Raw genomic sequence first — 26,136 nt, forward strand, 5'->3', positions numbered from 1 at the left:
GCTCATGCCCGCCGGGTCACCCCGGCCGCCCCCAGTATCCCGCACCCTGGAACTCGCGCGCTCGCCTCCGCGGCGTCCTGCCCAGACGCCCCCGGCACCCCCGCCCCCGGACGCACCGGAGGGGCCCGTCGCCACGAGCGCGGCGACGGGCCCCTCGACGGTTCGGACGACTCAGCGGTTGGAGTAGTTCGGCGCCTCGACGGTCATCTGGATGTCGTGCGGGTGGCTCTCCTTGAGGCCCGCCGAGGTGATCCGGACGAAGCGGCCCTTGCTCTCCATCTCGGCGATGGTGGCGGCGCCGACGTAGCCCATGGTCTGGCGCAGGCCGCCGACCAGCTGGTGCAGCACGGCCGACAGCGGGCCGCGGTAGGGCACCTGGCCCTCGATGCCCTCGGGGACGAGCTTGTCGTCCGAGGCCACCTCGGCCTGGAAGTAGCGGTCCTTGGAGTACGAGCGGCCCTGGCCGCGGGACTGCATGGCGCCCAGCGAGCCCATGCCGCGGTAGGACTTGAACTGCTTGCCGTTGATGAACATCAGCTCGCCCGGGGACTCCTCGCAGCCGGCCAGCAGCGAGCCCAGCATCACGGTGTCGGCGCCGGCGGCCAGCGCCTTGCCGATGTCGCCGGAGTACTGCAGGCCGCCGTCGCCGATGACCGGCACGCCGGCCGCCTGGCAGGCCTGGGCGGCCTCGTAGATGGCGGTGATCTGCGGGACGCCGATGCCGGCGACCACGCGGGTGGTGCAGATGGAGCCGGGGCCGACACCGACCTTGACGCCGTCCACGCCGGCGTCGATCAGCGCCTGGGCGCCGTCCCGGGTGGCCACGTTGCCGCCGACCACGTCGATCCCGACGGCCGACTTGATCTTCTCGATCCAGGCCAGCGCGTTGTGGCTGTGGCCGTGCGAGGTGTCCACCACCAGGAAGTCCGCGCCGGCCTCGACCAGGGCCTGGGCCCGGTCGAACGCCTCGGCGCTGGCGCCGACGGCGGCGCCGACCAGCAGCCGGCCCTCGGCGTCCTTGGCGGCGTTCGGGTACTGCTCGGCCTTGACGAAGTCCTTGACGGTGATCAGGCCCTTGATCCGGCCCTCGTCGTCGACCAGCGGGAGCTTCTCGATCTTGTGGCGGCGCAGCAGCGCCATCGCGTCCTCGCCGGAGATGCCGACCTTGCCGGTGATCAGCGGCATCGGGGTCATGATCTCGCGGACCTGGCGGCTGCGGTCCGACTCGAAGGCCATGTCGCGGTTGGTGACGATGCCGAGCAGCTTGCCGGCCTCGTCGGCGATCGGCACGCCGGAGATGCGGAACTTGGCGCACAGCGCGTCGGCCTCGGCCAGCGTGGTGTCCGGGCCGACCGTGATCGGGTCGGTGACCATGCCGGACTCGGAGCGCTTCACCAGGTCGACCTGGTTGGCCTGGTCCTCGACCGACAGGTTGCGGTGCAGCACGCCCACGCCACCCTGGCGGGCCATCGAGATCGCCATCCGCGCCTCGGTGACCTTGTCCATCGCCGCGGAGAGCAGCGGGATGTTGACGCGCACGTTCCGGGAGACCCGCGAGGAGGTGTCGACCTGGTTCGGCAGCACCGCGGAGGCCCCGGGCAGCAGCAGGACGTCATCGAACGTGAGCCCGAGCATCGCGAACTTCTCGGGTACGCCTGCGGCGTTGTAAGACATTTGGGGATACCTTCCGTGGCCGGCCTAATCCGCTCACGCCCTGAGGGTGGGGGCGCGTAAATCGCTCACTCGCGCAGACTGCCGAAGCCGGATGGCCTTGGAGGAACCTCCAAGGGAACCCCACGCGCACCCGCGAAACTTTGGCAACCCGCCCAGGCGCCGATACCCCATCGTACTGGCACCGCGAATGTGTCCTCGTGTGCCCTTGACAACACCGGCCACCCGTGGCTCATTCCGGCCGGTCAGGGGTTCAGGAGGACTCCTCGGCGAGCGCCCGCAGCCGGCTGAGCGCCCGGTGCTGCGCCACCCGGACGGCGCCCGGCGACATCCCCAGCACCTCGCCGGTCTCCTCCGCCGAGAGCCCGGCGGCGACCCGCAACAGCACCAGTTCGCGCTGACGGGCCGGCAGGTTGGAGAGCAGTTCCTTGGCCCAGGCCGCGTCGCTGCTCAGCAGCGCCTGCTCCTCCGGGCCGAGCGCCTCGTCCGGCACCTCCGGCAGGTCGTCCTGCGGGACGACCGTCGAACCGGGCCCGCGCATCGCGGCCCGCTGCAGATCCGCGATCTTGTGCGCGGCGATGCCGTAGACGAAGGCCTCGAACGGCCGCCCCTGGTCCTTGTACCGGGGCAGCGCGCACAGCACCGCGACGCAGACCTCCTGCGCGACGTCGTCCACGTGGTGCCGGGCGCCGCCGGGCAGCCGGACCAGCCGACCGCGGCAGTAGCGCAGCGCCAGCGGGTGGACGTAGGCGAGCAGGGCGTCGATGGCCGGGCCCTCACCGCGGACGGCGGCCGCGACCAGCTCGCCCACCAGCGGCGAGCCGCCGGCGCCGAGCACCGGCGGGCGACCGGGGCCGGACTCCGCGCCGGGGCCACCGGGGTCGGCGTACGACGGATCGCCACCGGGGCCGGAGGGCTCGGCCTCCACCGGGTCCGCCTGGCCGGCCGCACCGGCGACGTCGTCACGCATCGGTCCATGGTGCCTGGTCGAGCGGGAAAACGCGGCACCGCGTCCGGAGTTGTGCACCGGAACGTTATGCGGTGCGGCACCGTTCGGCGTGCCGCCGCGCACCACCGGCCCCTCCTGCACCGTGCCGCCTCCCGCCCCGCCGCCGTCGGTGGTCCCGCCTGTCGCGCCGTCCGCCGAGTGTCCTGCGACCGTGTGGTTCGCCGCAGTGCCTGTCCGCTGGTCCCCGAGGTGCTCCACTCCTCCATGGTGCAACCTCGGGGCCGTAACGTCACACGCCCGTACGGCGTCCGTCCCGGGAACCGCCGGCGGTGCGCCGCAGCCGGCGGCGCCACCGGCGGTCAGCGGACCAGGCCCCAGCGGAAACCCAGCGCCACCGCGTGGGCGCGGTCGGAGGCCCCGAGCTTCTTGAACAGCCGTCGGGCGTGAGTCTTGACGGTGTCCTCGGACAGGAACAGCTCGCGGCCGATCTCGGCGTTGCTGCGCCCGTGGCTCATGCCCTCCAGCACCTGGATCTCACGCGCCGTCAACGTGGGCGCCGCGCCCATGTCGGGACTGCGCAGGCGGCGCGGAGCGAGCCGCCAGGTCGGGTCGGCGAGGGCCTGGGTGACGGTGGCCCGCAGCTCGGCGCGCGAGGCGTCCTTGTGCAGGTACCCGCGGGCGCCCGCGGCCACCGCGAGCGCGACCCCGTCGAGGTCCTCGGCGACGGTGAGCATGATGATCCGCGCGCCCGGATCGGCGGACAGCAGCCGCCGGACCGTCTCGACCCCGCCGAGGCCGGGCATTCGGACGTCCATCAGAACGAGATCGGAGCGGTCGGCCACCCAGCGGCGGAGGACCTCCTCCCCGTTCGTCGCGGTGGTGACCCGGTCCACACCGGGTACGGTCGCGACCGCGCGGCGAAGCGCCTCGCGGGCGAGCGGGGAATCGTCGCAAACGAGAACGGAAGTCATGACCGTCGTCCTCCGCAGCTGATCCGCGTCACGTTGAGCCTCCTGGCTGGTACGAACCTCTCCGACACGGCCGATCGGCGACAGACTCCGTGCTGATCGCCTCAACTTCCCCGCGATCGTTCCCGACGTCCGGCGCCCGCTAACCGCCTCCACACTTCCAACGACCGTCACTCGAATGAGTTACGGCCTTCAGGGCCATCTCCACCACTGTACGTGGCCGACCCGTTACCGATCAGCCGCATCGCGGTGCACACGCCGCACTTTTGCCCAGCTCGCGCGCGGTCGGCGTACGACCCGCACACCGGTACGGAGTGTCGTGCGCCCCCCCCCGGCCACCCGATTGCCACGCCCGCACCCGGCGAACTCATTGCCCACTTTGCCCGTTTTTATAGCTTTCGTATGGTCATTGACTGTTGTGCCACTCTGTGGGTGACTTGTCCATGGAGTTGCCGTAAGTCATATTTCCAGGTGTCCACACCAGTGCATCGACGCCCCGCCGCGCCGCCCAGCAGCAGCCCGCTGAGCGCCGGCCCACGGCCGACGAGCCTCTGAAGGGAATGAGCCATGGCAGATTTCTCCCGCCTCCCCGGCCCCAACGCGGACCTCTGGGACTGGCAGCTCTCCGCAGCCTGCCGTGGCGTGGACAGCTCGCTCTTCTTCCACCCCGAAGGCGAGCGGGGGGCCGCGCGCAGTTCGCGTGAGGCCAGCGCCAAGGAGGTCTGCATGCGCTGTCCGGTGATCACCGAGTGCGCGGCGCACGCGCTGGCGGTCCGCGAGCCGTACGGCGTCTGGGGTGGGATGACCGAGGACGAGCGCGAGGAGATGCTGGGGCGCTCGCGGCACCGGCTGGTGGAGGTCCCGCTGACCCCGCCGGCGGTCGCGCAGCACTAGCTCCGCCTCCGTGGCGCGCCGTGAAGAAACGTTTCTTCGCGGCGCCTCAGGCTGTCCAGCCCGGTTCGGGACCCAGGGCCACCCGCAGGCCCCTCCCGACCTCCGGAGCCCGCCCGGCCTCCGGGCCCGCCCGACCGCCGGACGTCAGCGTCCGGCCGCCCCCGCCAGCCGCTCCAGCATCAGCGCCACGGCCGGCACCTCGGCCAGATCCGGCAGGGTCAGCGCGACCACCTGCCGCACCGCCGGCGCCCCCGCGGCGGTCCGCACCGGCACCGTCGACACCCCGTCGGGGCGCACCGACTCCAGCGCCAGCCGGGGCAGCACCGCCACCCCCAGCCCGGCCGCCACCAGGCCGACCACCGCCGGGTAGTCGTCGGTCGCGAAGTCGATCCGGGGCTCGAAACCCGCCGCCGCGCACAGCTCCACCAGGTGCCCCCGGCACTGCGGGCAGCCCGCGATCCACTGCTCCCCCGCCAGCTCCGCCAGCTCCACCGGCCTGCCGCGCCCCGCCAGCCGGTGTGCGGCGGGCAGCAGGCCCACCAGCGGGTCGTCCAGCAGCGGGGTGACCACCAGATCGGACCAGTCGGAGCCGGCGCTCAGCTGCTGCGCCTCCAGGTTGGCCTCGGCCCGGGCCTCGCGCGGCGTCCCGTGCGCGGGCGCCGGCAGCGCGGCGGCCCCGTCGGACTGCGGGTAGCGGAAGGCCAGCGCGATCTCGCACTCGCCGCCGCGCAGCATCGCCAGCGACTCCGGCGGCTCCGCCTCGACCAGCGACACGCACACCCCCGGATGGCTGTCCCGCAGGCGGGCGACCGCGGGCGGCACCAGGGTGGAGCTCGCGGTCGGGAAGGAGACCAGTCGCACCCGTCCGGCCCGCAGCCCGGCGATCGCGGCGATCTCCTCCTCGGCGGCGGAGAGCCCGGCCAGGATCCCGGTGGCATGCTTGAGCAGGACCCGCCCCGCCTCGCTGAGCTGCATGCCCCGGCCGGAACGGACCACCAGCGGGGTGTCCACCGACTTCTCCAGGGCCTTCATCTGCTGACTGATGGCGGGCTGCGTACAGCCCAACTCGCGAGCGGCGGCGGAGAAGGAGCCGGTGCGGGCGACGGCACGCAGAACGCGCAGGTGGCGGGCCTCGATCATGCCTCAGTTATAAGGCAATCTTTGCCAATGGCAAAATTCTACTGATAGTTGAAGGGTCAAACGCCGGGCGCGCCGGAGGCCCGGCCGCACCCCGAGGGGCGCGGACCGGGCCTCCGGTCACCGTCAGGCGTCAGTGCGAGTGGCCGTGACCGTGGGAGTGGCCGTGACCGTTGTCGGCCTCCTCCTCCTTCTTCTCCACCACGAGGGTCTCGGTGGTGAGCAGCAGGGAGGCGATCGAGGCCGCGTTCTCCAGGGCGGAACGGGTGACCTTGACCGGGTCGATGACGCCGGCCTTCACCAGGTCGCCGTACTCGCCGGTGGCGGCGTTGTAGCCCTGGCCGGCCTCCAGCTCGGAGACCTTGGAGGTGATGACGTAGCCCTCCAGGCCGGCGTTCTGGGCGATCCAGCGCAGCGGCTCGTGCAGCGCCTTGCGGACCACCGCGACACCGGTCGCCTCGTCACCCGACAGGCCCAGGCCGTCGTTCAGCACCTTGGCGGCGTGCACCAGGGAGGCGCCACCACCGGCGACGATGCCCTCCTCGACCGCGGCACGGGTCGCCGAGATGGCGTCCTCCAGGCGGTGCTTGCGCTCCTTCAGCTCCACCTCGGTGGCGGCGCCGACCTTGATGACGCAGACGCCGCCGGCCAGCTTGGCCAGGCGCTCCTGCAGCTTCTCGCGGTCCCAGTCGGAGTCGGTGGCGGCGATCTCGCCCTTGATCTGGGCGACGCGGCCGGCCACGGCCTCGGTGTCACCGGCACCGTCGACGACGGTCGTCTCGTCCTTGGTGATGGTCACGCGGCGGGCGGTGCCCAGCACGTCCAGGCCGACCTGGTCGAGCTTGAGGCCGACCTCCTCGGAGATGACCGTGCCGCCGGTCAGGGTGGCCAGGTCGCCGAGGATCGCCTTGCGGCGGTCGCCGAAGCCCGGGGCCTTGACGGCGACCGCGTTGAAGGTGCCGCGGATCTTGTTCACCACGAGGGTGGACAGCGCCTCGCCGTCGACGTCCTCGGCGATGATCAGCAGCGGCTTGGAGGCACCGCCCTGCAGGATCTTCTCCAGCAGCGGCAGCAGCTCCTGGATGGAGGAGATCTTGCCCTGGTTGATCAGGATGTACGGGTCCTCCAGGACCGCCTCCTGCCGCTCCGCGTCGGTGACGAAGTACGGCGACAGGTAGCCCTTGTCGAACTGCATGCCCTCGGTGAAGTCCAGCTCCACGCCGAAGGTGTTCGACTCCTCGACGGTGATGACACCGTCCTTGCCGACCTTGTCGATCGCCTCGGCGATCAGCTCGCCGACCTGGGTGTCCTGCGCGGAGAGGGACGCGACGGCGGCGACGTCGTCCTTGCCCTCGATCTCACGGGCGATGGACAGCAGGTGCTCGGAGACGGCGGCGACGGCCTTGTCGATGCCCTTCTTCAGAGCGGCCGGGCCGGCGCCGGCGGCGACGTTGCGCAGACCCTCGTTGACCAGGGCCTGGGCCAGCACGGTGGCGGTGGTGGTGCCGTCACCCGCGACGTCGTTGGTCTTGGTGGCGACCTCCTTGACGAGCTGCGCGCCAAGGTTCTCGTACGGGTCGTCCAGCTCGACCTCACGGGCGATGGTGACACCGTCGTTGGTGATGGTCGGGGCGCCGAACTTCTTGTCGATGACGACGTTGCGGCCCTTGGGGCCGATGGTCACCTTGACGGTGTCGGCCAGCTTGTTGACACCGCGCTCCAGCGAGCGGCGGGCGTCCTCGTCGAACTGCAGGATCTTCGCCATGTTCCCTATTCCCTCGGGGCTACGACCGGCCCACCGGCCGCCGAACTACGTGAACCAACAACCACGCCCCGGGCCCCTGTCACTTGGGACACGGATCCGGGGCGGGTCGGAACGACTTACTTCTCGATGATCGCGAGAACGTCGCGGGCCGAGAGGACGAGGTACTCCTCGCCCTGGTACTTCACCTCGGTGCCGCCGTACTTCGAGTACAGGACGATGTCACCGACGGCGACGTCGAGCGGCAGACGCTGGCCATCCTCGAAGCGGCCCGGGCCGACAGCCAGGACGACGCCCTCCTGGGGCTTCTCCTTGGCGGTGTCCGGGATAACCAGGCCGGAGGCCGTGGTGGTCTCGGCGTCGAGCGGCTGGACCACGATGCGGTCCTCAAGCGGCTTGATGGCAACCTTGCTGCTGGTGGTCACGTCCGAGCTCCCCTTCGGAGATTACGGGGTTTCTAACGGGTAGGAGCGAACTTGCGAGCCTGCCGTCGCGGGGGTCAGGCACGCGTCTTCGCGTTAGCACTCCCCCACTGGGGAGTGCCAAGGACGACCATAGGCCGGTGTTAGCACTCAGTCAACCAGAGTGCCAACGGCGCGCCCGAGAACCCGCGCCACGGACGGATGGCCGTACGCGTGTACGGTCGGCCCGCCTGTCGGCGGGGCGGATCCGCCGCCCGCCGGGGCGTCCACGGCCCACCGCCGCTGACCGGTCAGAATGGCCCCGTGGACACCGAGAACCTCCAGCCGCTGCTGACTCCCGAGGGCCAGGCCCTGCTCGCCGAGCTGCGCGAGTTCGCGCCCGAGGAGGAGCTGGCCCTGGCCACCCGGCTGCGGCGGGAGCACCCGGCCGAGCTGGTGTCGGCGGCGTTCGGGCAGGCCCGGCTGCGGCAGCGGGCCCGGGCGAAGTTCGGGGCGGACGCCGACCTGATGTACTTCACGCCCAACGGCGTCGAGCAGTCCACCCGGCGCAGCGTGGCCGAGTGGCGGGCGCGGCGGTTCGCCGAGCTGGGCGTCCGGCGGCTGGCCGACCTGTGCTGCGGCATCGGCGGGGACGTGCTGGCGCTGGCCCGGGCCGGGATCGAGGTGCTGGCCGTCGACCGGGACCCGGCGGCCTGCGCGGCCACCGCCGCCAACGCGGCCGCCCTGGGCCTGGCCGACCTGGTCCGGGTGCGCTGCGCGGACGTCGCCGAGGTGGACGTCACCGGCTACGACGCGGTGTTCACCGACCCCGCCCGGCGGACCTCGCGCGGCCGGGTGTTCGATCCGGAGGCGTACGCCCCGCCGCTCTCCTGGGCGATCGAGGCCGGCCGCCGGACCCCGATCGGCGCGCTGAAGGTGGCGCCGGGCATCCCGCACGAGGCCGTCCCGGCGGACGCCGAGGCGGAGTGGGTCTCCGACCACGGGGACGTCAAGGAGGCGGTGCTCTGGTTCGGCACCGAGGCCGCCCACCCGCACCGCGCCACCCTGCTGCCGCAGGCCGCCAGCCTCACCGGCGGCGACCTGCCCGACCCGCCGGCCGGCCCGGTCGGACGCTACCTGTACGAGCCGGACGGCGCGGTGATCCGGGCCCACCTGGTGGCCGAGGTGGCCGAGCAGGTGGGCGGCCGGCTGATCGACCCGAAGATCGCCTACCTGACCTCGGACGAGCTGGTCGCCACCCCGTACGCGCACGCCTTCGAGCTCACCGACGTGCTGCCGTTCCACATCAAGCGGCTGAAGGCGCTGCTGCGCGAGCGCGGGGTCGGCACGGTGGTGATCAAGAAGCGCGGGATGGCGATCACCCCGGAGGAGCTGCGCCGCCAGCTCAAGCCCTCCGGGCCGAACTCCGTCACGGTGATCCTCAGCCGCACCGACAACGGGCCCCTGATGATGCTGGGGCAGCCGGTCTGACGGCCGTACGGGCCGGGAGGGCTACGAGGCGGGCGCCTGGATGTAGTCCTCCAGCCGGGCCACCGAGAAGCCCTGCTCCTGGATCCGGGCCAGCAGGTCGCCGAACATCTGGGTCATCGTGGCGCCCTTGAGCTCCTTCGGGCCGCGGAAGTGCGCCAGGATGATGTCCCCGGACTTCAGCTTCTTGTCCGCCGCCTGGTACTGCATGTCGTGGATCTGCATCGACTCGCGCCAGAGCACGATCGCGCGCGGACCGCACTGCTGCACCGAGTTGTTCAGCGTCGGGGTGTTGGCGCCGTCCCCGAACGGCGGGCGGAACAGCAGCGGGGCGGTGCCGTACTGCTGGGTGAGCGCGGACTGCGCGTCGCAGATCTCGGACTTCTGCTTCTCCGCCGGGATCTTGCTCATCACCGGGTGGTCCACGGTGTGGTTCTGGATGTGGTTGCCGAGCGCCTGGAGCGGCTTGAAGTAGCCGTAGTCGTTCTTGACGATGTCCCGGGTCAGGAACATCGAGATCGGCACCTTGAGCTCGGTCAGCATCTCGACGAACTTCGGGTCCTTCTCGGCGCCGTCGTCGATGGTGATGAAGACGACCTTGTCGGTCGTCTTCACCTCGCTGAACACCGGCACGGTGCCGGTCCGTTCGAGCTTGATGGGCTTGTCGGTGGGCGGCGCGGGGGCCGGTGCCAGCGGCTTGAGGTTCCACTTCGCCCAGGCCGCCGCGTCCGCGCCGGCCGGGGCCGGGGCGGTCGGGGCGGGGGTGCCGGCCGCGCTGGTCGGCGCGGCGGCGCCGGTGGGCCGGGGTCCGGCCGCCGAGGTGCCACCGCCCGCCGGGGCCGCGGCGCCGCCGCCGTTGTCGCCGCATCCGGTGGCCAGGGCCAGCAGGGCCAGCGCCCCCACCGCGTACGTCCTGGTCCTGCTCCGACCGTCCCTGTTCACCGCACCGCGCTCCCGGTTCCCGTCCAGCTTCTTCTCAGCTATGCACGGTAGCGGCCACGGCGGCGGTTCCCGTCCAGGGCCTATTCGACGTGCTCGCTGGTGAAGGACCAGCGGTGCACCGGGCGGCCGAGCAGCTCGGCCGGCGGGTCGGCGACCGGCACCGGCTCGCCGCTCCACCAGGTGATCAGCAGCACCCTCTCGCCGGGCGCACCGAACAGCTCGGCACGTTCCAGCCCGGCCGAGCCGCGCACTGCGGGCAGCGCCGACTCCCGTACCCAGGCGGTGAGTTCGGGCCCGCGCCCGGCGGCGGCGCGGGCCTCCCACATCGCGGCGACGGTCACTCGGTGCCGCCGGTGAGGGCCGCGTAGGCCTGGCCGTGGAAGTCCGGGTGGGGCACGTGCACCTCGGTCACCGGCAGCGAGGAGTCCGCGGACAGGTCGAACGCGGACGGGGTGCGGTCACGCCACACCATCTCGGAGCCCAGTGCGGCCACCATCGCGCCGTTGTCGGTGCACAGGCCCGGCCGGGGCACCCGCAGCCGGATGCCGGCCCGGTCGCAGCGCTGCTGGGCCATCTCGCGCAGCCGCGAGTTGGCGGCCACCCCGCCGCCGATCATCAGGTGGTCGACGCCGTTGTCCTTGCACGCCTTGACGGCCTTGCGGGTGAGCACGTCGGTGACGGCCTCCTGGAAGGACGCCGCCACGTCGGCGATCGGCACCTCCTCGCCGGCCCGGCGCTTGGCCTCCACCCAGCGGGCGACGGCGGTCTTCAGGCCGGAGAAGGAGAAGTCGTACGCCGGGTCGTTCCGGCCGCTCAGGCCGCGCGGGAAGGCGATCGCCTTGCGGTCGCCCTCGCGGGCGGTGCGGTCGACCACGGGGCCACCGGGGAAGCCCAGGCCGAGCACCCGGGCGACCTTGTCGAAGGCCTCGCCGGCCGCGTCGTCGATGGTCGCGCCGAGCGGGCGGACGTCGCTGGTGATGTCCTCACTGAGCAGCAGCGAGGAGTGCCCGCCGGAGACCAGCAGCGCCATCGTCGGCGAGGGCAGCCGGCCGTGCTCCAGCTGGTCGACGCAGATGTGCGAGGCGAGGTGGTTGACCCCGTACAGCGGCTTGTCCAGCGCCCAGGCGTACGCCTTGGCGGCACTGACGCCGACCAGCAGCGCGCCGGCCAGGCCGGGGCCGGCGGTGACGGCGATGCCGTCCAGGTCGGCGGCCTTGACGCCGGCGGTGTCCAGGGCGCGCTGGATGGTCGGGACCATCGCCTCCAGGTGCGCGCGACTGGCGATCTCCGGGACGACGCCGCCGAAGCGGGCGTGGTCGTTGACGCTGGAGGCGACCGCGTCGGCCAGCAGCGTGGTGCCGCGCACGATGCCGACGCCGGTCTCGTCGCAGGAGGTCTCGATGCCGAGGACGAGCGGTTCGTCAGCCATGGCGGGTGTCCTTAAGGTCCTTCGGGTCAGTGCTCGGGTGGTCGAGGCGCATCACCAGCGCGTCGACGTTGGCGGGCTGGTAGTAGCCGCGCCGGATGCCCACCGGCTGGAAGCCGTAGCGCTCGTACAGCCGCTGGGCGCGCGGGTTGTCCACCCGCACCTCCAGCAGCAGTTCGGCGCAGCCGCGCCGGGCGGCCTCCCGGATCAGGTCGGTGAGCAGCGCCGCGCCGAGGCCGGCGCCCTGGTGGCGCCGGTCGACGGCGATGGTCTGGACGTCGCCCTCGCCGGCGATCACCATCAGTCCGGCGTAGCCGACGACGGCGCCGTCCGGGGTGGTGGCGACGGTGTAGTGGCGGGTGCCGCCGGAGTGGGTCTCGGCCAGCTCGGACCAGTACATCCCGGTGGACCAGGCGTCCTCGGGGAAGAGCTCCAGCTCCAGCTCCAGCACCGGCGCGATGTCCCACCAGCGCATCGGGCGCAGGGTGGTGCCGTGGTTCACGCCGGGAGCACCGCCTTGTAGCCCGCCGGGACCTGGGCGTCCGGACGGCGCAGGTACAGCGGGACGTTCGGCAGCAGCTCGCGCCCGGCGGCCAGCTCGGCGGCGGCGAAGGCGGCCAGGGCGCCGGCCGACACGTGCTCGGGGCCGTGCGCGCCGGGGAAGGCCTCGGGGTAGAGCAGCGCGCCGGCGCCGACCGAGCGCGGCTGCGGGGTCAGCTCGGCCGGGCGGTCCACGCCGGGGCCCTCGGTGCGCCGGCCGTCGGCGTCGTAGCAGGCCCAGTAGACCTCCTTGCGGCGCGCGTCGGTGGCCACCGTGAACGGCTGCCCGGCCAGGCCCTCGGCGCGGGCCTGGTGGGCGATCGCGTCCAGGGTGCAGACGCCGTGCACCGGCAGCCCGAGCGCGTGGCCGAGCGCGGCGGCGGTCACCAGACCGACCCGCAGGCCGGTGTACGGGCCGGGGCCGACGCCCACCGCGATGCCGGTGAGCCGGTGCTTGTCCACACCGGCCGCCCGCAGGACCCGGTCGATCGCGGGCAGGAGCAGTTCGCCGTGGCGCCGGGCGTCGACCTGGTGGGTCTCGGCGAGGACGGCCGTGCCGTCGTGGACGGCGGCGGTGACGGCGGGGGTAGCGGTGTCGAACGCGAGCAGCAGCACGGGGTCAAGGTTAGACCGACGTTGAGCCGACCGGCTGATCGCTCGGGCGTGCTGACCCGGAACACACATCCGGGGCGCCGCTCCCCCGCCGGGCGAACCTGGCACGATGGGGCGGTACGTAAAGGGACGGCGGCGGGAGCAGCACGTGGCGAAGATGGGTCCTGGTGTGGTGGTCACGGGGCTGACCCTGGGGGCCCTGGCGGTGGTGAGCCTGCTGGCCTTCCAGGCCAACGGCGCTCAGGACCGGGCCGGCGGCGCCAAGCCGGTCGCCAGTACCACGACGTCCAGCGGGCCGGCCGCCTCCGCGACGCCGAGCGCCTCGGCCACCCCGACGGTCCCGGCGCTGCCGACCACCTCGGGCACCGGCACGCGGGTGGTCTACTCGATCGGCAGCCACTACGTCTGGCTGGTCGACCCGAAGAAGACCCCGCAGGTCACGGCCGCCTTCCCGGTCACCCCGGGCTCGGTCGAACCGGCCCCGGGCAGCTACGCGGTCTACAGCCGCACCGCCGGCACCACCGGGACGGACGGCCGGCAGGTCGAGCACGTGGTGCGCTTCGCGCAGCAGAACGGCGTGGTGTTCGGCTTCAGCGCGACCGTGGACGGCGCCACGCCGACCGTCGACCCGAAGGCGAAGACCGGCGGCATCCGCAGCGGTCGCCCGGAGGGCCAGCTGCTCTGGGACTTCGCGCCGAAGGACACCAAGGTGGTCGTGATCGCCTGACGCCCCGGCCCGCCGGACGGGCCCCGGGGCAGGCTAGGCCGCGCGGGGCGTTCCGGTCTCCGGTTCCTCGGCTTCCCGGGGCTCCGGCCCGGGCGGGGTGGACACCGCCTCGGCGGCCGCGCAGGCGGCCAGCAGCGCCCGCATCGGCTCCCCCGGAGCGCGGCGGGCGGACTCTCCGGCCCCGGCGCCGTGCACGGCGCGCTCCGGGGCGGGGGTGGTGCTCGACATGGCGCCTCCCTAGTTAGGCAGACCTAACCGCAGCACCCATCCCACCACGCCCGGCACCCCGCCCGCAACACTTACCGACAGCCCGTCGGCAAAAGGGCGCACCGGCTCAGGCGAGCGCCTCCAGCGCGACGCCCGTCCAGCGCGGGCCGACGCCGGTCAGCACCACCCGGCGCGGGTCCAGGTCGTCCTCGTCGGCGGTGTCGCCGAGAGCGCGCTCGATCCGCACCTCCAGCCGGTCCTCGGACAGCCGCTCGACCTTGCCCTCGCCCCACTCGACCACGACCACCGACTCCGGCAGCGACACGTCCAGGTCGAGGTCCTCCATCTCGTCCAGGTCCCCGCCGAGCCGGTACGCGTCCACGTGCACCAGCGCCGGGCCGCCGACCAGCGACGGGTGCACCCGGGCGATCACGAAGGTCGGTGAGGTCACCGCCCCGCGGACCTGCAGTCCCTCCCCCAGGCCCCGGGTCAGCGTGGTCTTCCCGGCCCCCAGCTCGCCGGAGAGCAGTACCAGGTCCCCCGGCCGCAGCAGCGCGGCCAGCTCCCGGCCGAGCCGGCCCATCCGCTCCGGGGTGGGGACGGTGAGAGTGGCGTGCGAGCCCATGCGCGTGTCGTGCCCTTCGTCCGTACCGGCGTTCCGACCACCGGCCGCCCCCGCTACCGTGCCACATCGCCGACCCGGCGTGTGCCGGGCGGCCTCAGGGCGGGGCTCAGGCCTGGTCCAGGACCGCCGGGGGCGGCGGCGCGACGCCGGCGAGTTCGGCGGCCCGGCGCAGCAACGCCGCCAGCTCGTCGTCGACCAGTTCCGGGCGCTCCAGCATCACCAGGTGCCCGGCGCCCTCCACCAGGACCAGCTCCGCGCCGGGCAGCCGCTCGGCCATCGCCTCGCTGTGCGCCGACGGCGTCAGCAGATCCTTCGTACCGGCCAGCACCAGCGTCGGCAGTCCGTGCAGGGCAGCGAGCGCCGCGTACTTCTCGTGCGCGCCGAACACCGGGTAGAACTCGGCGACCACGTCGATCGGGGTGGCGTCCAGCAGCTGCTCGGCGAACCGCACCACGGCCGGGTCGACGTCCCTCCCGCCGAAGGAGAACTTCCGGTAGAAGACGGAGGTGACGTCCGAACCCAGCCGTCTGGTCGCCTCCACCAGCTCGACCTGGCGGCCCAGCAGCCGCATCATCCCGGGCGCGACCTTCTTGAACAGCTTCGCGCCGGCCGACGGCAGGCCGAGGCTGACCTCGTTCCAGTCCCCCGCCAGCGTGCCGATCAGCGCGACGCCGGTCACCCGCTCGCGGAACAGCTCCGGGTGCTGGTCGGCCAGCGCCATCACCGTCATGCCGCCCATCGAGTGGCCCACCAGCACCAGCGGCCCGGTCGGCGCGACGGCGTCGATCACCGCCTTGAGGTCCCCGCCCAGCTGGTCGATGCTGGCCGGCTCGCCGGCCAGGTAGGAGCGGGAGCGCTCGGAGCGGCCGTGGCTGCGCTGGTCCCAGAAGACCAGCCGCAGGCCCTCGCGCAGCGCGGCCCGCTGGAAGTGCCAGCTGTCCTGGCTGAGGCAGTAGCCGTGGCAGAACACCACGGTCAGCGGCTCGGCGCCGGGGGTGCCGCCGTCCGGCTCGGACCAGCCGGTGCCGTCCAGTTCGACGTACAGCTCGGTGCCGTCCGGCGCGGCCACCGTGCGCGGGCGCCCGCGCAGCGAGCCGTACGGGGCCTCGGCGTCCAGTTCGGCCCGGGCCCGGCGGCGGGTCGCCCGGCCGACGGTCAGCCGCTCGATCGCCACCCCGGCGGCCGCCCCGGCCGCCAGCACGCCGACCGAGATCCCGATCACGCCCGCCCGGCTCACCCCGGAGGCCGCGCCGGCCGCCTTGGCCACCGCCGAGACCGGGCCGTCCTCGGCCGCTCCGGCCGTCATGCGGTCAGGCCCTCGATCTGGCTGCCGCCCAGGTAGCGGCGCGGGACCCGGGCGCCGATCCGGGTCACGATCTCGTACGAGATGGTGCCGCAGGCCCGGCCCCAGTCCTCGGCGGTCGGCTCGCCGTGCTCGCCGTTGCCGAACAGCAGCACCTCCTCGCCGATCCCGGGGGTGTCGCCGCCCAGGTCCACGACGAACTGGTCCATCGCCACCCGGCCGGCGACCGTGTGCCACTTGCCGCCGATCTGCACCGGTCCGGTGCCGCTGGCGTGCCGCGGGACGCCGTCGCCGTAGCCGACCGGGACCAGGCCCAACGTGGTCGGGCCCGGCGTCACGTAGTGGTGGCCGTAGCTGACCCCGTGCCCGCCCGGGACGTGCTTGACCAGCGCCAGCCGCGCGGTCAGCGCCATCACCGGGCGCAGCCCGAAGTCGGCCGGCGACCCGACCTCCGGCACCGGCGACAGCCCGTACGCGGCCAGGCCGGTGCGGACCAGGTCGAAGTGGGACTGCGGAAGCAGCAGGGTGGCCGGCGAGTTCGCCAGGTGCCGCACCTGCGGGCGCAGCCCGGCGGCCTCGGCCTGGACCAGCGCGGCACGGAAGGAGTCCAGCTGGGCCTGGATCGACGGGTGGCCCGGCTCGTCGGCGGCGGCGAAGTGCGACCAGACGCCGACCACGGTCAGCAGCCCCTCCGCCTCGGCGCGGCGGGCGGCGGCCACCAGGTGCGGCCAGTCGTGCGGCTGGCAGCCGTTGCGGCCGAGACCGGTGTCCGCCTTCAGATGGACCCGGGCCGCGATGCCGGTCTCCCGGACGGCCGACAGCAGCTCGTCCAGCGCCCACTGGCCGCTGACCGAGATGTCGAGGTCCGCGCGCAGCGCCTCCCGCCACGGCCCGCCCGGCGTCCACAGCCAGCACAGGATGCGGGCCTGCTCCGGGCGGATGCCCGCGGCCCGCAGCGCCAGCGCCTCCTCGGGCGTGGCGCAGCCGAGCCAGCCGACCCCGTTCGCGACCGCTTCCCGGGCGCACTCGACCGCGCCGTGGCCATAGGCGTCCGCCTTGACCGCGAGCATCACCGCCGAGCTGCCGACGCGCTCGCGCAGTGCGGCGAGGTTGCCACGCAGGGCGGCCAGATCGATCGTCGCCTCGGCCCGTACGCCGTCGGTCAGGGTGGCCGTGCCGGTCGTGTTCGCAGTTGTCATCAGGGTCAGTCTCCCAGACATCCCGGAGTCCTCGCCGAACGGGCCGTCGGCGGGGGCGGCCGACGCCCGGGTCCCGGGCACCGCGCCGACCTGCGGCGCACCGCTCGTCACCCTGTTCCGGACGTCCCCGGACGGCCGATCGGTTCCGCCCCGTCCGCCCGTCCCGCCCCGGCTACGGCTCCCGCACCGCCCGCCACACCGCGGTCAGCGCCTGCGCCACCCCCAGCGCCGTCACCGGCGCGCCCGGGTCGCCCGCCGCGTGACGGCCCGCCAGACCGTGCAGGTAGGCGCCCACGGACGCGGCGTCCAGCGGCGACAGTCCGGCGGCCAGCAAGGAGCCCGCCAGGCCGGCCAGGACGTCGCCGCTGCCGGCGGTGGCCAGCCAGGACGTGCCGGTCGGGTTGACCCGGACGGCGCCGCCCGGGTCGGCGATCACCGTGGTGGAGCCCTTGAGCAGGACCGTCGCCCGGTAGTCGCCGGCCAGCCGGCGGGCGGTGGCCAGCCGGGTCGCGGCCAGCTCCTCGGCGGCCGGCGGCGTGCTGCCGGCGGCGCCCGCGAGCAGCCGGGCGGCCTCACCGGTGTGCGGGGTGAGCAGGGTGGGCGCCGTCCGGCCGGCCAGCACGCCCGGGCCGAGCCGGGCCAGTTCGGTCAGCCCGTCCGCGTCCACCAGCACCGGGACGTCGCTCGCCAGCGCCTCGGCCAGCGCCTGCCGCGCCCCCTCGCCGCCGCCCGGCCCGACCACCCAGGCCTGCACCCGCCCGGCCCCGGCCGGGCCGCCCTCCGTGACCAGCACCTCCGGGAAGCGTCGCACCACCTCCTCGGCCGCCGTGCCGACGTACCGGACGGCGCCCGCGCCGCCCCGCAGCGCCCCGGCGACCGCCAGCAGCGCCGCGCCCGGGTACGTCGCCGAACCGGCCGCCACCCCGACCACGCCCCGCCGGTACTTGTCGCTCTCGACGGCCGGCCGCGGCAGCAGCGCCGCCACGTCCGCGTGCTGCAGGGCCGTCACCTCCGGCGCGGGCGGCTCCAGCCCGATCCCGACCAACTGGACGGCCCCCGTGTACGAGGCGCCCGGGTCGACCAGCAGGCCGGGCTTGTACGTGCCGAAGCAGACCGTGACGTCCGCGCGCAGCGCCTCGCCCGGTACCTCGCCGGTGTCGGCGTTCACCCCGCTGGGCAGGTCCACGGCCACCACGACGCCGCGCCGCGGGGCCTGCGCGTAAGGCCGGGCCTCGGAGCGCAGCCCGCCCCGGCCGCCGATGCCGACGATGCCGTCCAGCACCAGGTCCGCACGCGAGAAGTCGGCCAGGCCGGCTTCCCGGTCCAGCACCACCCGGCCACCTGCCGCCCGCAGCGCGGCCAGCCCACCCGTGTGCACCCGCTCCGGCGCCAGCAGCACCGCCGCCACCCGCGCCCCGCGCCGGGCCAGCGCCGCCCCGGCGTACAGGGCGTCACCCCCGTTGTCCCCGCTGCCCGCCAGCACCACCACCCGGCTGCCGTACACCCGCCCCCGACGGCGGGTCAGCAGCCGGGCACAGGTCGCCGCCAGCCCGGCGGCCGCCCGCTGCATCAGCGTCCCCTCCGGCAGCCGCGCCATCAGTTCGGCCTCGGCGGCCCGGACCTGTTCGACACGATGGGCGTGGCGCATGCGGAGGCTCCTTCAGCAGTCGGCTACCGCCGACGTTAGGGCGTGCCCCGGGCCCGCGCCACGGCCCGACGACCGCCGCGGAAACGACACGGCGCCCCTGCGGTAGGACGCAGCCACCGCAGGGGCGCCGTGGGCGCAGGGCGCCTTACTCGACGGTGACCGACTTCGCCAGGTTGCGCGGCTGGTCGACCTCGTGGCCCTTGGCCGTCGCCAGCTCGCAGGCGAAGACCTGCAGCGGCACGGTGGAGACCAGCGGCTGGAGCAGGGTCGGGGTGGCCGGGATGCGGATCAGGTGGTCCGCGTACGGGACAACCGCCTCGTCGCCCTCCTCGGCGATCACGATCGTGCGGGCACCACGGGCCCGGATCTCCTGGATGTTGGAGACGATCTTGTCGTGCAGGATCGACCGCCCGCGCGGCGAGGGCACGACCACGACGACCGGCAGACCCTCCTCGATCAGCGCGATCGGGCCGTGCTTGAGCTCGCCCGCCGCGAAGCCCTCGGCGTGCATGTACGCCAGCTCCTTGAGCTTGAGCGCGCCCTCCAGGGCCACCGGGAAGCCGACGTGACGGCCGAGGAACAGCACCGAGCGGGCGTCGGCCAGGGAGCGGGCCAGCTCGCGCACCGGCTCCATGGTCTGCAGCACCTGCTCGACCTGCTTGGGCGCGTCGCCCAGCTCCTTGATGACGGCGAAGATCTCGTCGCCCCACTTGGTGCCGCGCACCTGGCCCAGGTAGAGGGCGACCAGGTAGCAGGCGACCAGCTGGGTCAGGAACGCCTTGGTGGAGGCGACGGCGACCTCGGGGCCGGCGTGGGTGTACAGCACCGCGTCCGACTCGCGCGGGATCGTGGAGCCGTTGGTGTTGCAGATCGCCAGCACCTTGGCGCCCTGCTCGCGGGCGTGCCGCAGGGCCATCAGGGTGTCCATGGTCTCGCCGGACTGCGAGATGGCGATGACCAGCGTGCCCGGGCCCATGATCGGGTCGCGGTAGCGGAACTCGGAGGCGACCTCGACCTCGCAGGGGATGCGGGTCCAGTGCTCGATCGCGTACTTGGCGATCATGCCGGCGTGGAAGGCCGTGCCGCACGCGACGATGACGACCTTGTCGACCGAGCGCAGGTCGGCGTCGGAGATGCGCAGCTCGTCGAGGGTGAGCCGGCCGTCCGTGCCGATCCGGCCGAGCAGGGTGTCGGCGACGGCCTTCGGCTGCTCGGCGATCTCCTTGAGCATGAAGTAGTCGTAGCCGCCCTTCTCGGCGGCCGAGGCGTCCCAGTCCACGTGGTACTCACGCACCTCGGCGGGGGTGCCGTCGAAGTTGGTCACCGTGACGGACTCCCGGCGCAGCTCGACGACCTGGTCCTGGCCCAGCTCGACGGCCTCGCGGGTGTGCGCGATGAACGCGGAGACGTCGGAGGCGAGGAAGTTCTCGCCCTCGCCGCGCCCGACCACCAGCGGCGAGTTGCGGCGGGCCCCGACGACCACGTCCGGCGCGTCGGCGTGCACGGCGACGAGGGTGAAGGCGCCGTCGAGGCGGCGGCAGACCACCCGCATGGCCTCGGCGAGGTCACCCTCGTAGACCTCGCCGAGCAGGTGCGCGACGACCTCGGTGTCGGTCTCGGAACGGAGGGTGTGGCCGCGCTCGGCGATCTCGGCCCGCAGCTGGGCGAAGTTCTCGATGATGCCGTTGTGCACCACGGCCACCCGGAGGTGGTCGTCCAGATGGGGGTGGGCGTTGGCGTCCGTCGGGCCGCCGTGGGTGGCCCAGCGGGTGTGGCCGATGCCGGTGGTGCCGCCGGGCAGAGGGGTCTCGGTGAGCGACTTCTCCAGGTTGGCGAGCTTGCCGGCCCGCTTGTCGGTGACCAGACTCCACTGCCCGTCGGAGTCCTGCGCCTGCACCGCGACACCGGCCGAGTCGTAGCCCCGGTACTCCAGTCGCTGCAGGCCTGCGATTACTACGTCGAGGGCGGACTGCGCGCCCACGTATCCAACAATTCCGCACATGCGTGCCAGCATAAGGGCGGTTCTGGGACCCTTTTCCCGCTTCCTGCGAACAGTGCGTGACCGACACCACAACCACCGTGAACGCCGCCACGGCTCACAATGGAGCATGTGCTGACCGAACTCTGTACGCGGGGCGCCGCCACGCCCGGCCCGTCGCCGTCCCCCTACGTCGACCTCAGTCGGGCCGAGTGGAGCGCACTGCGCGAGCGTACGCCGCTGCCGCTGACCGCCGAGGAGGTGGAACGGCTCCGCGGCCTCGGTACCGCCCTCGACCTGGACGAGGTCCGCGACGTCTACCTGCCGCTCTCCCGGCTGCTGAACCTGTACATCCATGCCACGCACGAGCTGCGCGGCACGCTGGGCACGTTCCTGGACACGCCGGACACCGAGCGCACCCGCACCCCGTTCATCATCGGCGTGGCCGGCTCTGTAGCAGTCGGCAAGTCGACCACCGCCCGGCTGCTCCAGGCCCTGCTCGCCCGCTGGCCCGAGCACCCGCGGGTCGAGCTGGTGACCACGGACGGCTTCCTGCTGCCCAACGCCGAGTTGCGCCGCCGCGGCCTGATGGCCCGCAAGGGCTTCCCGGAGTCGTACGACCGCCGGGCGCTGATGCGCTTCGTCGCGGACGTGAAGGCGGGCAAGGAGCGGGTCACCGCGCCGGTGTACTCGCACCTGGTGTACGACATCGTGCAGGGCGAGCGGCTCACCGTGGAGCGTCCGGACATCCTGATCGTCGAGGGCCTGAACGTGCTCCAGCCGGCCCTGCCCGGCACCGACGGGCGCACCCGCCTGGCGGTGGCCGACTACTTCGACTTCTCGATCTACGTCGACGCCCGTACCGACGACATCGAGCACTGGTACCTGGACCGCTTCCGCAAGCTCCGGCAGACCGCCTTCCAGGACCCGAACTCCTACTTCCGCCGCTTCACCGAGGTGCCGGAGGAGGAGGCGATGGAGTACGGCCGCCAGGTCTGGCGCACCATCAACAAGCCGAACCTGCTGGAGAACGTGCTGCCGACCCGCGGCCGGGCCACCCTGATCCTGCAGAAGGGGGCGGACCACAAGGTCCGCCGGGCCCTGCTGCGCAAGCTCTGACACGACGACACGACGACACGACGACACGACGAAAGGGCCCCCGGCGGGGGCCCTTTCGTCGTGTCCGGGGTTCGGCCCGGGCGCAGTCGGGGCTCAGCCCAGGTACATCCGCACGGCCTCGGCCAGCCGCTGCGCGACGGCCTCGGCCTGCACCGGGTCGGCGGCCTCGACCATGACCCGGACCAGCGGCTCGGTGCCGGAGGGGCGCAGCAGCACCCGGCCGGTGGAGCCCAGTTCGGCCTCGGCCTCGGCGACCGCGGCGGCCAGCTCGGCGCTGGTGTTCACCCGGCTCTTGTCGACGCCCTTGACGTTGATCAGCTGCTGCGGCAGACGGGTCATCACGGTGGCCAGGTCGGCCAGCGGCTGCTTGGTGGCGGCCAGCCGGGCGCCCAGCATCAGGCCGGTCAGGGTGCCGTCGCCGGTGGTGGCGTGGTCGAGCAGGATGACGTGGCCGGACTGCTCACCGCCCAGCGCGAAGCCGTGCTCCTTCATCGCCTCCAGCACGTAGCGGTCGCCGACGGCGGTCTCCACCAGCTCGACGCCCTCGCGCTCCATGGCCAGCTTGAAGCCGAGATTGGACATCACGGTGGCCACCGCGGTGTTGCGGCGCAGCGTGCCGGCCTCCTTCATGGCGACGGCCAGGATCGCGATGATCTGGTCGCCGTCCACCTCGTTGCCGTCCGCGTCGGCGGCCAGGCAGCGGTCGGCGTCGCCGTCCAGGGCGATGCCGAGGTCGGCGCGGTGCTCCAGCATGGCGGTCCGCAGCCGGTCCAGGTGGGTGGAGCCGACGCCGTCGTTGATGTTGAGGCCGGTGGGCTCCGCCCCCAGGGTGTGGACGACCTCGGCACCGGCCCGGGCGAAGGCCTCGGGCGCGACGTAGGCGGCCGCGCCGTGGGCGCCGTCGATGACCACCTTGATGCCGTCGAGGCGGTTGGGCAGGACGCCGATCAGGTGGGCGACGTACTTGTCGAAGCCCTCGGTGTACTCGCGCACCCGGCCGACGGCCGCGCCGGTCGGGCGGTTCCAGTCCTCGCCGCCGAGCGTGTGCGTGCCGTAGTGGGCCTCGATCGCGTCCTCGATCCGGTCGTCCAGCTTGTGGCCGCCGCGGGCGAGGAACTTGATGCCGTTGTCCGGCATCGCGTTGTGGCTGGCGGACAGCATCACGCCGAAGTCGGCGCCGAGCGCGCCGGTGAGGTACGCCACGGCCGGGGTGGGCAGCACGCCGACCCGGAGCACGTCGACGCCGGCGCTCGCCAGGCCGGCGATGACGGCGGCCTCCAGGAACTCGCCCGAGGCGCGCGGGTCCCGGCCGACCACCGCGACCGGCCGGTGGCCGTCGAAGGCGCCGGCCTCTCCGAGCACATGGGCCGCCGCGACCGACAGTCCGAGCGCGAGCTCGGCCGTCAGGCCCTCGTTGGCCACCCCGCGCACGCCGTCCGTACCGAAGAGTCGTCCCACTGTCCCGTCCTCCATCACCACTGCTCGCAACCCAACCGATGGTCCCCGGCCGCCGCACGATAGCCGGGTAACACGTCGCCCCGGAGTACACGTGGTACTCCGGGGCGACAGTCCGCGCAACCAGGGGTGCGCCGCCAGGGCGGACCGCACCCCCAGGGACGCGATTAGCGCTTGCTGTACTGCGGCGCCTTGCGGGCCTTCTTGAGACCGGCCTTCTTGCGCTCGACGGCACGCGCGTCACGCATCAGGAAGCCGGCCTTCTTGAGGGCGGCGCGGTTGTTGTCCACGTCGGCCTCGTTCAGGGCACGGGCCACGCCGAGGCGCAGCGCGTAGGCCTGACCGGAGACGCCGCCACCGGTGATGCGGGCGACGACGTCGTAACGGCCGTCAAGCTCCAGGAGCTTGAAGGGCTCGTTCACGGTCTGCTGGTGCACCTTGTTGGGGAAGTAGTTCTCCAGGGTGCGACCGTTGATCTTCCACTGGCCGGTGCCGGGGACGATGCGCACGCGGGCGATCGCCTCCTTGCGACGACCCAGGCCGGCGCCGGGGACGGCCTCGCCGAAGCGGCCGGCCAGCGACTCGGAGGTGTAGCTCTCCTCGGAGGTGTACTCGCCCTCGACGGCCTCGGCGGCCTCGTCGAAGTCGACCTCAAGGGTTTCAGTGGTCTCGGCCACGGTGTTCCTCAGCTCTTTTCAGTGTTGGGGGGCTTGGTGGCCGAATTACTGCGCGACCTGGGTGATCTCGAACGGCACCGGCTGCTGGGCAGCGTGCGGGTGCTGGTCGCCCGAGTAGACCTTCAGCTTCGAGAGCATCTGACGGCCCAGGCTGTTCTTGGGGATCATGCCCTTGATGGCCTTCTCGACGGCCTTCTCCGGGTTGTTCGCCAGCAGGTCGTCGTAGCGCACCGACCGCAGACCGCCCGGGAAGCCCGAGTGGCGGTAGGCCAGCTTCTGGGTCTTCTTGTTACCGGACAGGTGCACCTTGTCGGCGTTGATGATGATGACGAAGTCACCAGTGTCAACGTGCGGCGCGTAGATCGCCTTGTGCTTGCCCCGGAGGAGGTTGGCGGCCTGGGAAGCCAGGCGGCCCAGCACGACGTCGGTCGCGTCGATGACGTGCCACTGACGCTGGACGTCGCCGGGCTTGGGGCTGTACGTACGCACGGTCGTAGCCTTCGCTTTTCAGTGAGTGAGTCCTGACAGGAGCACCCGGACGGAAGAGCAGCCTGGTCAACCTTGGACGCAATTCAAGGGGGACCGCTGGTCGTCGACCTGATGTCTCCGGCGTACCGACCTCTCACGTGAGATAGAGCGAGCCAATACGCACATCAAGCGTCCAGGTTACCGGGCGGGCGGGAAGCGGTCAAAAATCGGCCGGCGACGACCGTCCGAAGGGCCCCGCCGACCCCTCAGCGTTCGCGCTCCACCCGGCTCACGTCCCAGACCGGCTCGGGCGATTCGTAGACCCGGCCGTCCGCGCCGAACACCAGGTAGCGGTCGAAGGTCTTGGCGAACCAGCGGTCGTGGGTGACGCACAGCACGGTGCCGTCGAAGGCCTCCAGCCCGGCCTGCAGCGCCTCGGCGCTCTCCAGGTCCAGGTTGTCGGTCGGCTCGTCGAGCAACAGGGCCGTCACACCGGTGAGTTCGAGCTTGAGGATCATCAGCCGGGCCTGCTGCCCGCCGGACAGCGACTCGAACTTCTGCTCCTCCTGCCGGTCCAGCTCGTAGCGGCGCAGCGCGCTCATCGCGGCGCCGCGGCTGAGCGCGTGCTCCTCCTCGATGATCGAGCGCACCGTCCGGCCGAACAGCTCCGGATGGGCGTGGGTCTGCCGGAAGTGGCCGGGGACGACGCGGGCGCCGAGCCTCCAGCTGCCGGTGTGCGCGACGCTCTCGTCGCCGGCCAGCAGCCGCAGGAAGTGCGACTTGCCGGAGCCGTTGGAGCCGAGCACGCCGACCCGCTCGCCGTAGAACACCTCCAGGTCGAAGGGCTTCATCAGGCCGGTGAGCTCCAGCCCCTCCACGGTGACGGCGCGGACGCCCGTCCGCCCGCCCTTGAGCCGCATGGAGATGCTCTGCTCGCGCGGCGGCGCCTCCGGCGGGCCGGCGTCCTCGAACTTCTTCAGCCGGGTCTGGGCGGCGGCGTAGCGGGAGGCCATCTCGTGGCTGACGGACGCGGCCTGGCGCAGGTTGACGACCAGCCTCTTGAGCTTGGCGCGCTCCTCGTCCCAGCGGCGGCGCAGCTCCTCGAAGCGCTCGAAACGGGCCTCGCGGGCCTCGTGGAAGGTGTCGAAGCCGCCGCCGTGCACCCAGACGCTGCTGCCGGCCGCGCCGGTCTCGACGCTGATGATCTTGTCGGCGGTGCGGGAGAGCAGTTCGCGGTCGTGCGAGATGAACAGGACGGTCTTCGAGGTGGCCTTGACGGCCTCCTCCAGCCAGCGCTTGCCGGGGACGTCCAGGTAGTTGTCGGGCTCGTCGAGCAGCAGCACCTCCTCGGGGCCGCGCAGCAGCGCCTCCAGCACCAGCCGCTTCTGCTCGCCGCCCGAGAGGGTGTTCAGGCCACGCCACTGGGCCTTGTCGAAGGGCACCCCGAGGGCCGCCATGGTGCAGACGTCCCAGTCGGTCTCGTAGTCGTAGCCGCCGACGTCGGCCCAGTCGGAGAGCGACTGGGCGTAGGTCATCTGGGTCTTCTCGTCGTCCTGGGCGATCATCGCCAGCTCGGCGGCGTCCACCGCGCGGGCCGCGACGGCGATCCGCCCGGGGGCGACGGACACCAGCAGGTCGCGGACCGAGGCGTCCGGCGGCAGTGCGCCCGGGGTGGCCTGCTGGTCCTCGCGGCCGGTGGTGCCGACGAACTGGCGCATCACGCCGAGCCCGCCGCTGATCGTCACCGTGCCGCCGTGCGGCTGGATGTCCCCCGCGATCATCCGCAGCAGGGTGGTCTTGCCGGCCCCGTTGGCGCCGACCAGGGCGACCGCCGCGCCCTCACCGACCCGGAAGGACGCGTCGTCGAACAGCACCCGCCCGTCCGGCAGGTAGTACTCCAGGTGCGAAATCTCGACGTGTCCCATGCGGACGATTGTCCC

25 protein-coding genes are annotated in these 26,136 nt (G+C 73.0%); 4 read left to right on the top strand and 21 right to left on the bottom strand.

Annotation, left to right across the window (positions count from 1 at the left end; all coding sequences use genetic code 11):
• Nucleotides 1–171: 171 nt before the first annotated feature.
• From guaB to P3T27_RS06145, 3 genes are all read right to left on the bottom strand, one after another.
• Nucleotides 172–1,674 (bottom strand): IMP dehydrogenase, encoded by a 1,503-nt coding sequence (guaB, locus tag P3T27_RS06135; RefSeq protein ID WP_280675067.1) that lies wholly within the window; start codon nt 1,672–1,674, stop codon nt 172–174.
• Between the two features lie 250 nt (nt 1,675–1,924).
• Nucleotides 1,925–2,641 (bottom strand): sigma-70 family RNA polymerase sigma factor, encoded by a 717-nt coding sequence (locus P3T27_RS06140; protein ID WP_280675069.1) that lies wholly within the window; start codon nt 2,639–2,641, stop codon nt 1,925–1,927.
• Nucleotides 2,642–2,979: 338 nt separating this feature from the next.
• Complete coding sequence (locus P3T27_RS06145; RefSeq protein WP_014136228.1) at nt 2,980–3,591, bottom strand: response regulator transcription factor; 612 nt, start codon at nt 3,589–3,591, stop codon at nt 2,980–2,982.
• A gap of 564 nt (nt 3,592–4,155) precedes the next feature.
• On the opposite strand from P3T27_RS06145, the gene P3T27_RS06150 reads away from it, so the two are divergent.
• Nucleotides 4,156–4,482 carry a WhiB family transcriptional regulator gene (locus P3T27_RS06150; protein WP_280675071.1) on the top strand — a complete coding sequence of 109 codons (327 nt, stop codon included), beginning with the start codon at nt 4,156–4,158 and terminating at the stop codon, nt 4,480–4,482.
• 144 nt (nt 4,483–4,626) lie between these two features.
• On the opposite strand, the gene P3T27_RS06155 is transcribed toward P3T27_RS06150, so the two are convergent.
• The 3 genes from P3T27_RS06155 to groES form a co-directional block, all read right to left on the bottom strand.
• Nucleotides 4,627–5,622 (bottom strand): LysR family transcriptional regulator, encoded by a 996-nt coding sequence (locus P3T27_RS06155; RefSeq protein ID WP_280675073.1) that lies wholly within the window; start codon nt 5,620–5,622, stop codon nt 4,627–4,629.
• A 130-nt stretch (nt 5,623–5,752) separates the two neighbouring features.
• On the bottom strand, nt 5,753–7,384 hold the full coding sequence (groL, locus tag P3T27_RS06160; RefSeq protein ID WP_280675075.1) for a chaperonin GroEL: 1,632 nt from the start codon (nt 7,382–7,384) through the stop codon (nt 5,753–5,755).
• 116 nt (nt 7,385–7,500) lie between these two features.
• The gene (gene groES / locus P3T27_RS06165; RefSeq protein WP_014136232.1) at nt 7,501–7,806 is read right to left on the bottom strand and encodes a co-chaperone GroES; all 306 of its coding nucleotides are present in this window, start codon (nt 7,804–7,806) and stop codon (nt 7,501–7,503) included.
• Between the two features lie 279 nt (nt 7,807–8,085).
• Between groES and P3T27_RS06170 the strand changes: the two genes are divergently transcribed.
• On the top strand, nt 8,086–9,273 hold the full coding sequence (locus tag P3T27_RS06170) for a class I SAM-dependent methyltransferase (protein WP_280675760.1): 1,188 nt from the start codon (nt 8,086–8,088) through the stop codon (nt 9,271–9,273).
• Between the two features lie 21 nt (nt 9,274–9,294).
• Here the strand turns inward: P3T27_RS06170 and P3T27_RS06175 are convergent, their stop codons facing one another.
• From P3T27_RS06175 to tsaB, 5 genes are all read right to left on the bottom strand, one after another.
• Nucleotides 9,295–10,212, bottom strand: coding sequence for a polysaccharide deacetylase family protein (locus tag P3T27_RS06175; protein WP_280675078.1), 918 nt, complete (start codon nt 10,210–10,212; stop codon nt 9,295–9,297).
• Between the two features lie 80 nt (nt 10,213–10,292).
• Nucleotides 10,293–10,553 (bottom strand): hypothetical protein, encoded by a 261-nt coding sequence (locus tag P3T27_RS06180; RefSeq protein ID WP_280675080.1) that lies wholly within the window; start codon nt 10,551–10,553, stop codon nt 10,293–10,295.
• Complete coding sequence (tsaD, locus tag P3T27_RS06185) at nt 10,550–11,641, bottom strand: tRNA (adenosine(37)-N6)-threonylcarbamoyltransferase complex transferase subunit TsaD (RefSeq protein ID WP_280675081.1); 1,092 nt, start codon at nt 11,639–11,641, stop codon at nt 10,550–10,552. The genes P3T27_RS06180 and tsaD overlap by 4 nt, the downstream gene beginning before the upstream one ends.
• Nucleotides 11,634–12,113 carry a ribosomal protein S18-alanine N-acetyltransferase gene (rimI, locus tag P3T27_RS06190; RefSeq protein ID WP_280675762.1) on the bottom strand — a complete coding sequence of 160 codons (480 nt, stop codon included), beginning with the start codon at nt 12,111–12,113 and terminating at the stop codon, nt 11,634–11,636. Before rimI ends, tsaD begins: the two co-directional genes overlap by 8 nt.
• Before the next feature lie 23 nt (nt 12,114–12,136).
• Nucleotides 12,137–12,793 (bottom strand): tRNA (adenosine(37)-N6)-threonylcarbamoyltransferase complex dimerization subunit type 1 TsaB, encoded by a 657-nt coding sequence (gene tsaB / locus P3T27_RS06195; protein WP_280675083.1) that lies wholly within the window; start codon nt 12,791–12,793, stop codon nt 12,137–12,139.
• A 154-nt stretch (nt 12,794–12,947) separates the two neighbouring features.
• Between tsaB and P3T27_RS06200 the strand changes: the two genes are divergently transcribed.
• A complete protein-coding gene (locus tag P3T27_RS06200) occupies nt 12,948–13,517 on the top strand; it encodes a hypothetical protein (protein WP_280675764.1) in 570 nt (189 codons plus the stop codon).
• 33 nt (nt 13,518–13,550) lie between these two features.
• Here P3T27_RS06200 and P3T27_RS06205 read toward each other — a convergent pair whose 3' ends face one another.
• The 6 genes from P3T27_RS06205 to glmS form a co-directional block, all read right to left on the bottom strand.
• Nucleotides 13,551–13,745, bottom strand: a complete 195-nt coding sequence (locus tag P3T27_RS06205) for a hypothetical protein (RefSeq protein WP_280675085.1) — start codon at nt 13,743–13,745, stop codon at nt 13,551–13,553.
• Nucleotides 13,746–13,851: 106 nt separating this feature from the next.
• Nucleotides 13,852–14,349, bottom strand: a complete 498-nt coding sequence (tsaE, locus tag P3T27_RS06210) for a tRNA (adenosine(37)-N6)-threonylcarbamoyltransferase complex ATPase subunit type 1 TsaE (protein ID WP_280675087.1) — start codon at nt 14,347–14,349, stop codon at nt 13,852–13,854.
• A gap of 106 nt (nt 14,350–14,455) precedes the next feature.
• Nucleotides 14,456–15,655: an alpha/beta hydrolase gene (locus tag P3T27_RS06215; RefSeq protein WP_280675090.1), complete on the bottom strand. Its 1,200-nt coding sequence runs from the start codon at nt 15,653–15,655 to the stop codon at nt 14,456–14,458.
• Nucleotides 15,652–16,851: an alanine racemase gene (gene alr, locus P3T27_RS06220; protein WP_280675092.1), complete on the bottom strand. Its 1,200-nt coding sequence runs from the start codon at nt 16,849–16,851 to the stop codon at nt 15,652–15,654. The genes P3T27_RS06215 and alr overlap by 4 nt, the downstream gene beginning before the upstream one ends.
• A 172-nt stretch (nt 16,852–17,023) precedes the next feature.
• A complete protein-coding gene (locus P3T27_RS06225) occupies nt 17,024–18,499 on the bottom strand; it encodes an NAD(P)H-hydrate dehydratase (RefSeq protein WP_280675094.1) in 1,476 nt (491 codons plus the stop codon).
• 145 nt (nt 18,500–18,644) lie between these two features.
• A complete protein-coding gene (gene glmS / locus P3T27_RS06230) occupies nt 18,645–20,501 on the bottom strand; it encodes a glutamine--fructose-6-phosphate transaminase (isomerizing) (RefSeq protein ID WP_280675096.1) in 1,857 nt (618 codons plus the stop codon).
• Between the two features lie 99 nt (nt 20,502–20,600).
• Here glmS and coaA point away from each other — a divergent pair, with 99 nt between their 5' ends.
• The gene (gene coaA / locus P3T27_RS06235; protein ID WP_280675098.1) at nt 20,601–21,596 is read left to right on the top strand and encodes a type I pantothenate kinase; all 996 of its coding nucleotides are present in this window, start codon (nt 20,601–20,603) and stop codon (nt 21,594–21,596) included.
• A 93-nt stretch (nt 21,597–21,689) separates the two neighbouring features.
• Here coaA and glmM read toward each other — a convergent pair whose 3' ends face one another.
• The 4 genes from glmM to P3T27_RS06255 form a co-directional block, all read right to left on the bottom strand.
• Nucleotides 21,690–23,054 carry a phosphoglucosamine mutase gene (gene glmM / locus P3T27_RS06240; protein ID WP_280675100.1) on the bottom strand — a complete coding sequence of 455 codons (1,365 nt, stop codon included), beginning with the start codon at nt 23,052–23,054 and terminating at the stop codon, nt 21,690–21,692.
• A 164-nt stretch (nt 23,055–23,218) separates the two neighbouring features.
• Nucleotides 23,219–23,728: a 30S ribosomal protein S9 gene (gene rpsI / locus P3T27_RS06245; protein ID WP_280675102.1), complete on the bottom strand. Its 510-nt coding sequence runs from the start codon at nt 23,726–23,728 to the stop codon at nt 23,219–23,221.
• 45 nt (nt 23,729–23,773) lie between these two features.
• Nucleotides 23,774–24,217, bottom strand: coding sequence for a 50S ribosomal protein L13 (gene rplM / locus P3T27_RS06250; RefSeq protein ID WP_030055846.1), 444 nt, complete (start codon nt 24,215–24,217; stop codon nt 23,774–23,776).
• A 245-nt stretch (nt 24,218–24,462) separates the two neighbouring features.
• Nucleotides 24,463–26,121, bottom strand: coding sequence for an ATP-binding cassette domain-containing protein (locus P3T27_RS06255; protein WP_280675106.1), 1,659 nt, complete (start codon nt 26,119–26,121; stop codon nt 24,463–24,465).
• Nucleotides 26,122–26,136 lie beyond the last annotated feature (15 nt).

The sequence above is a fragment of the Kitasatospora sp. MAA19 genome, from assembly GCF_029894125.1.
In the GTDB taxonomy this organism is placed as follows: domain Bacteria; phylum Actinomycetota; class Actinomycetes; order Streptomycetales; family Streptomycetaceae; genus Kitasatospora.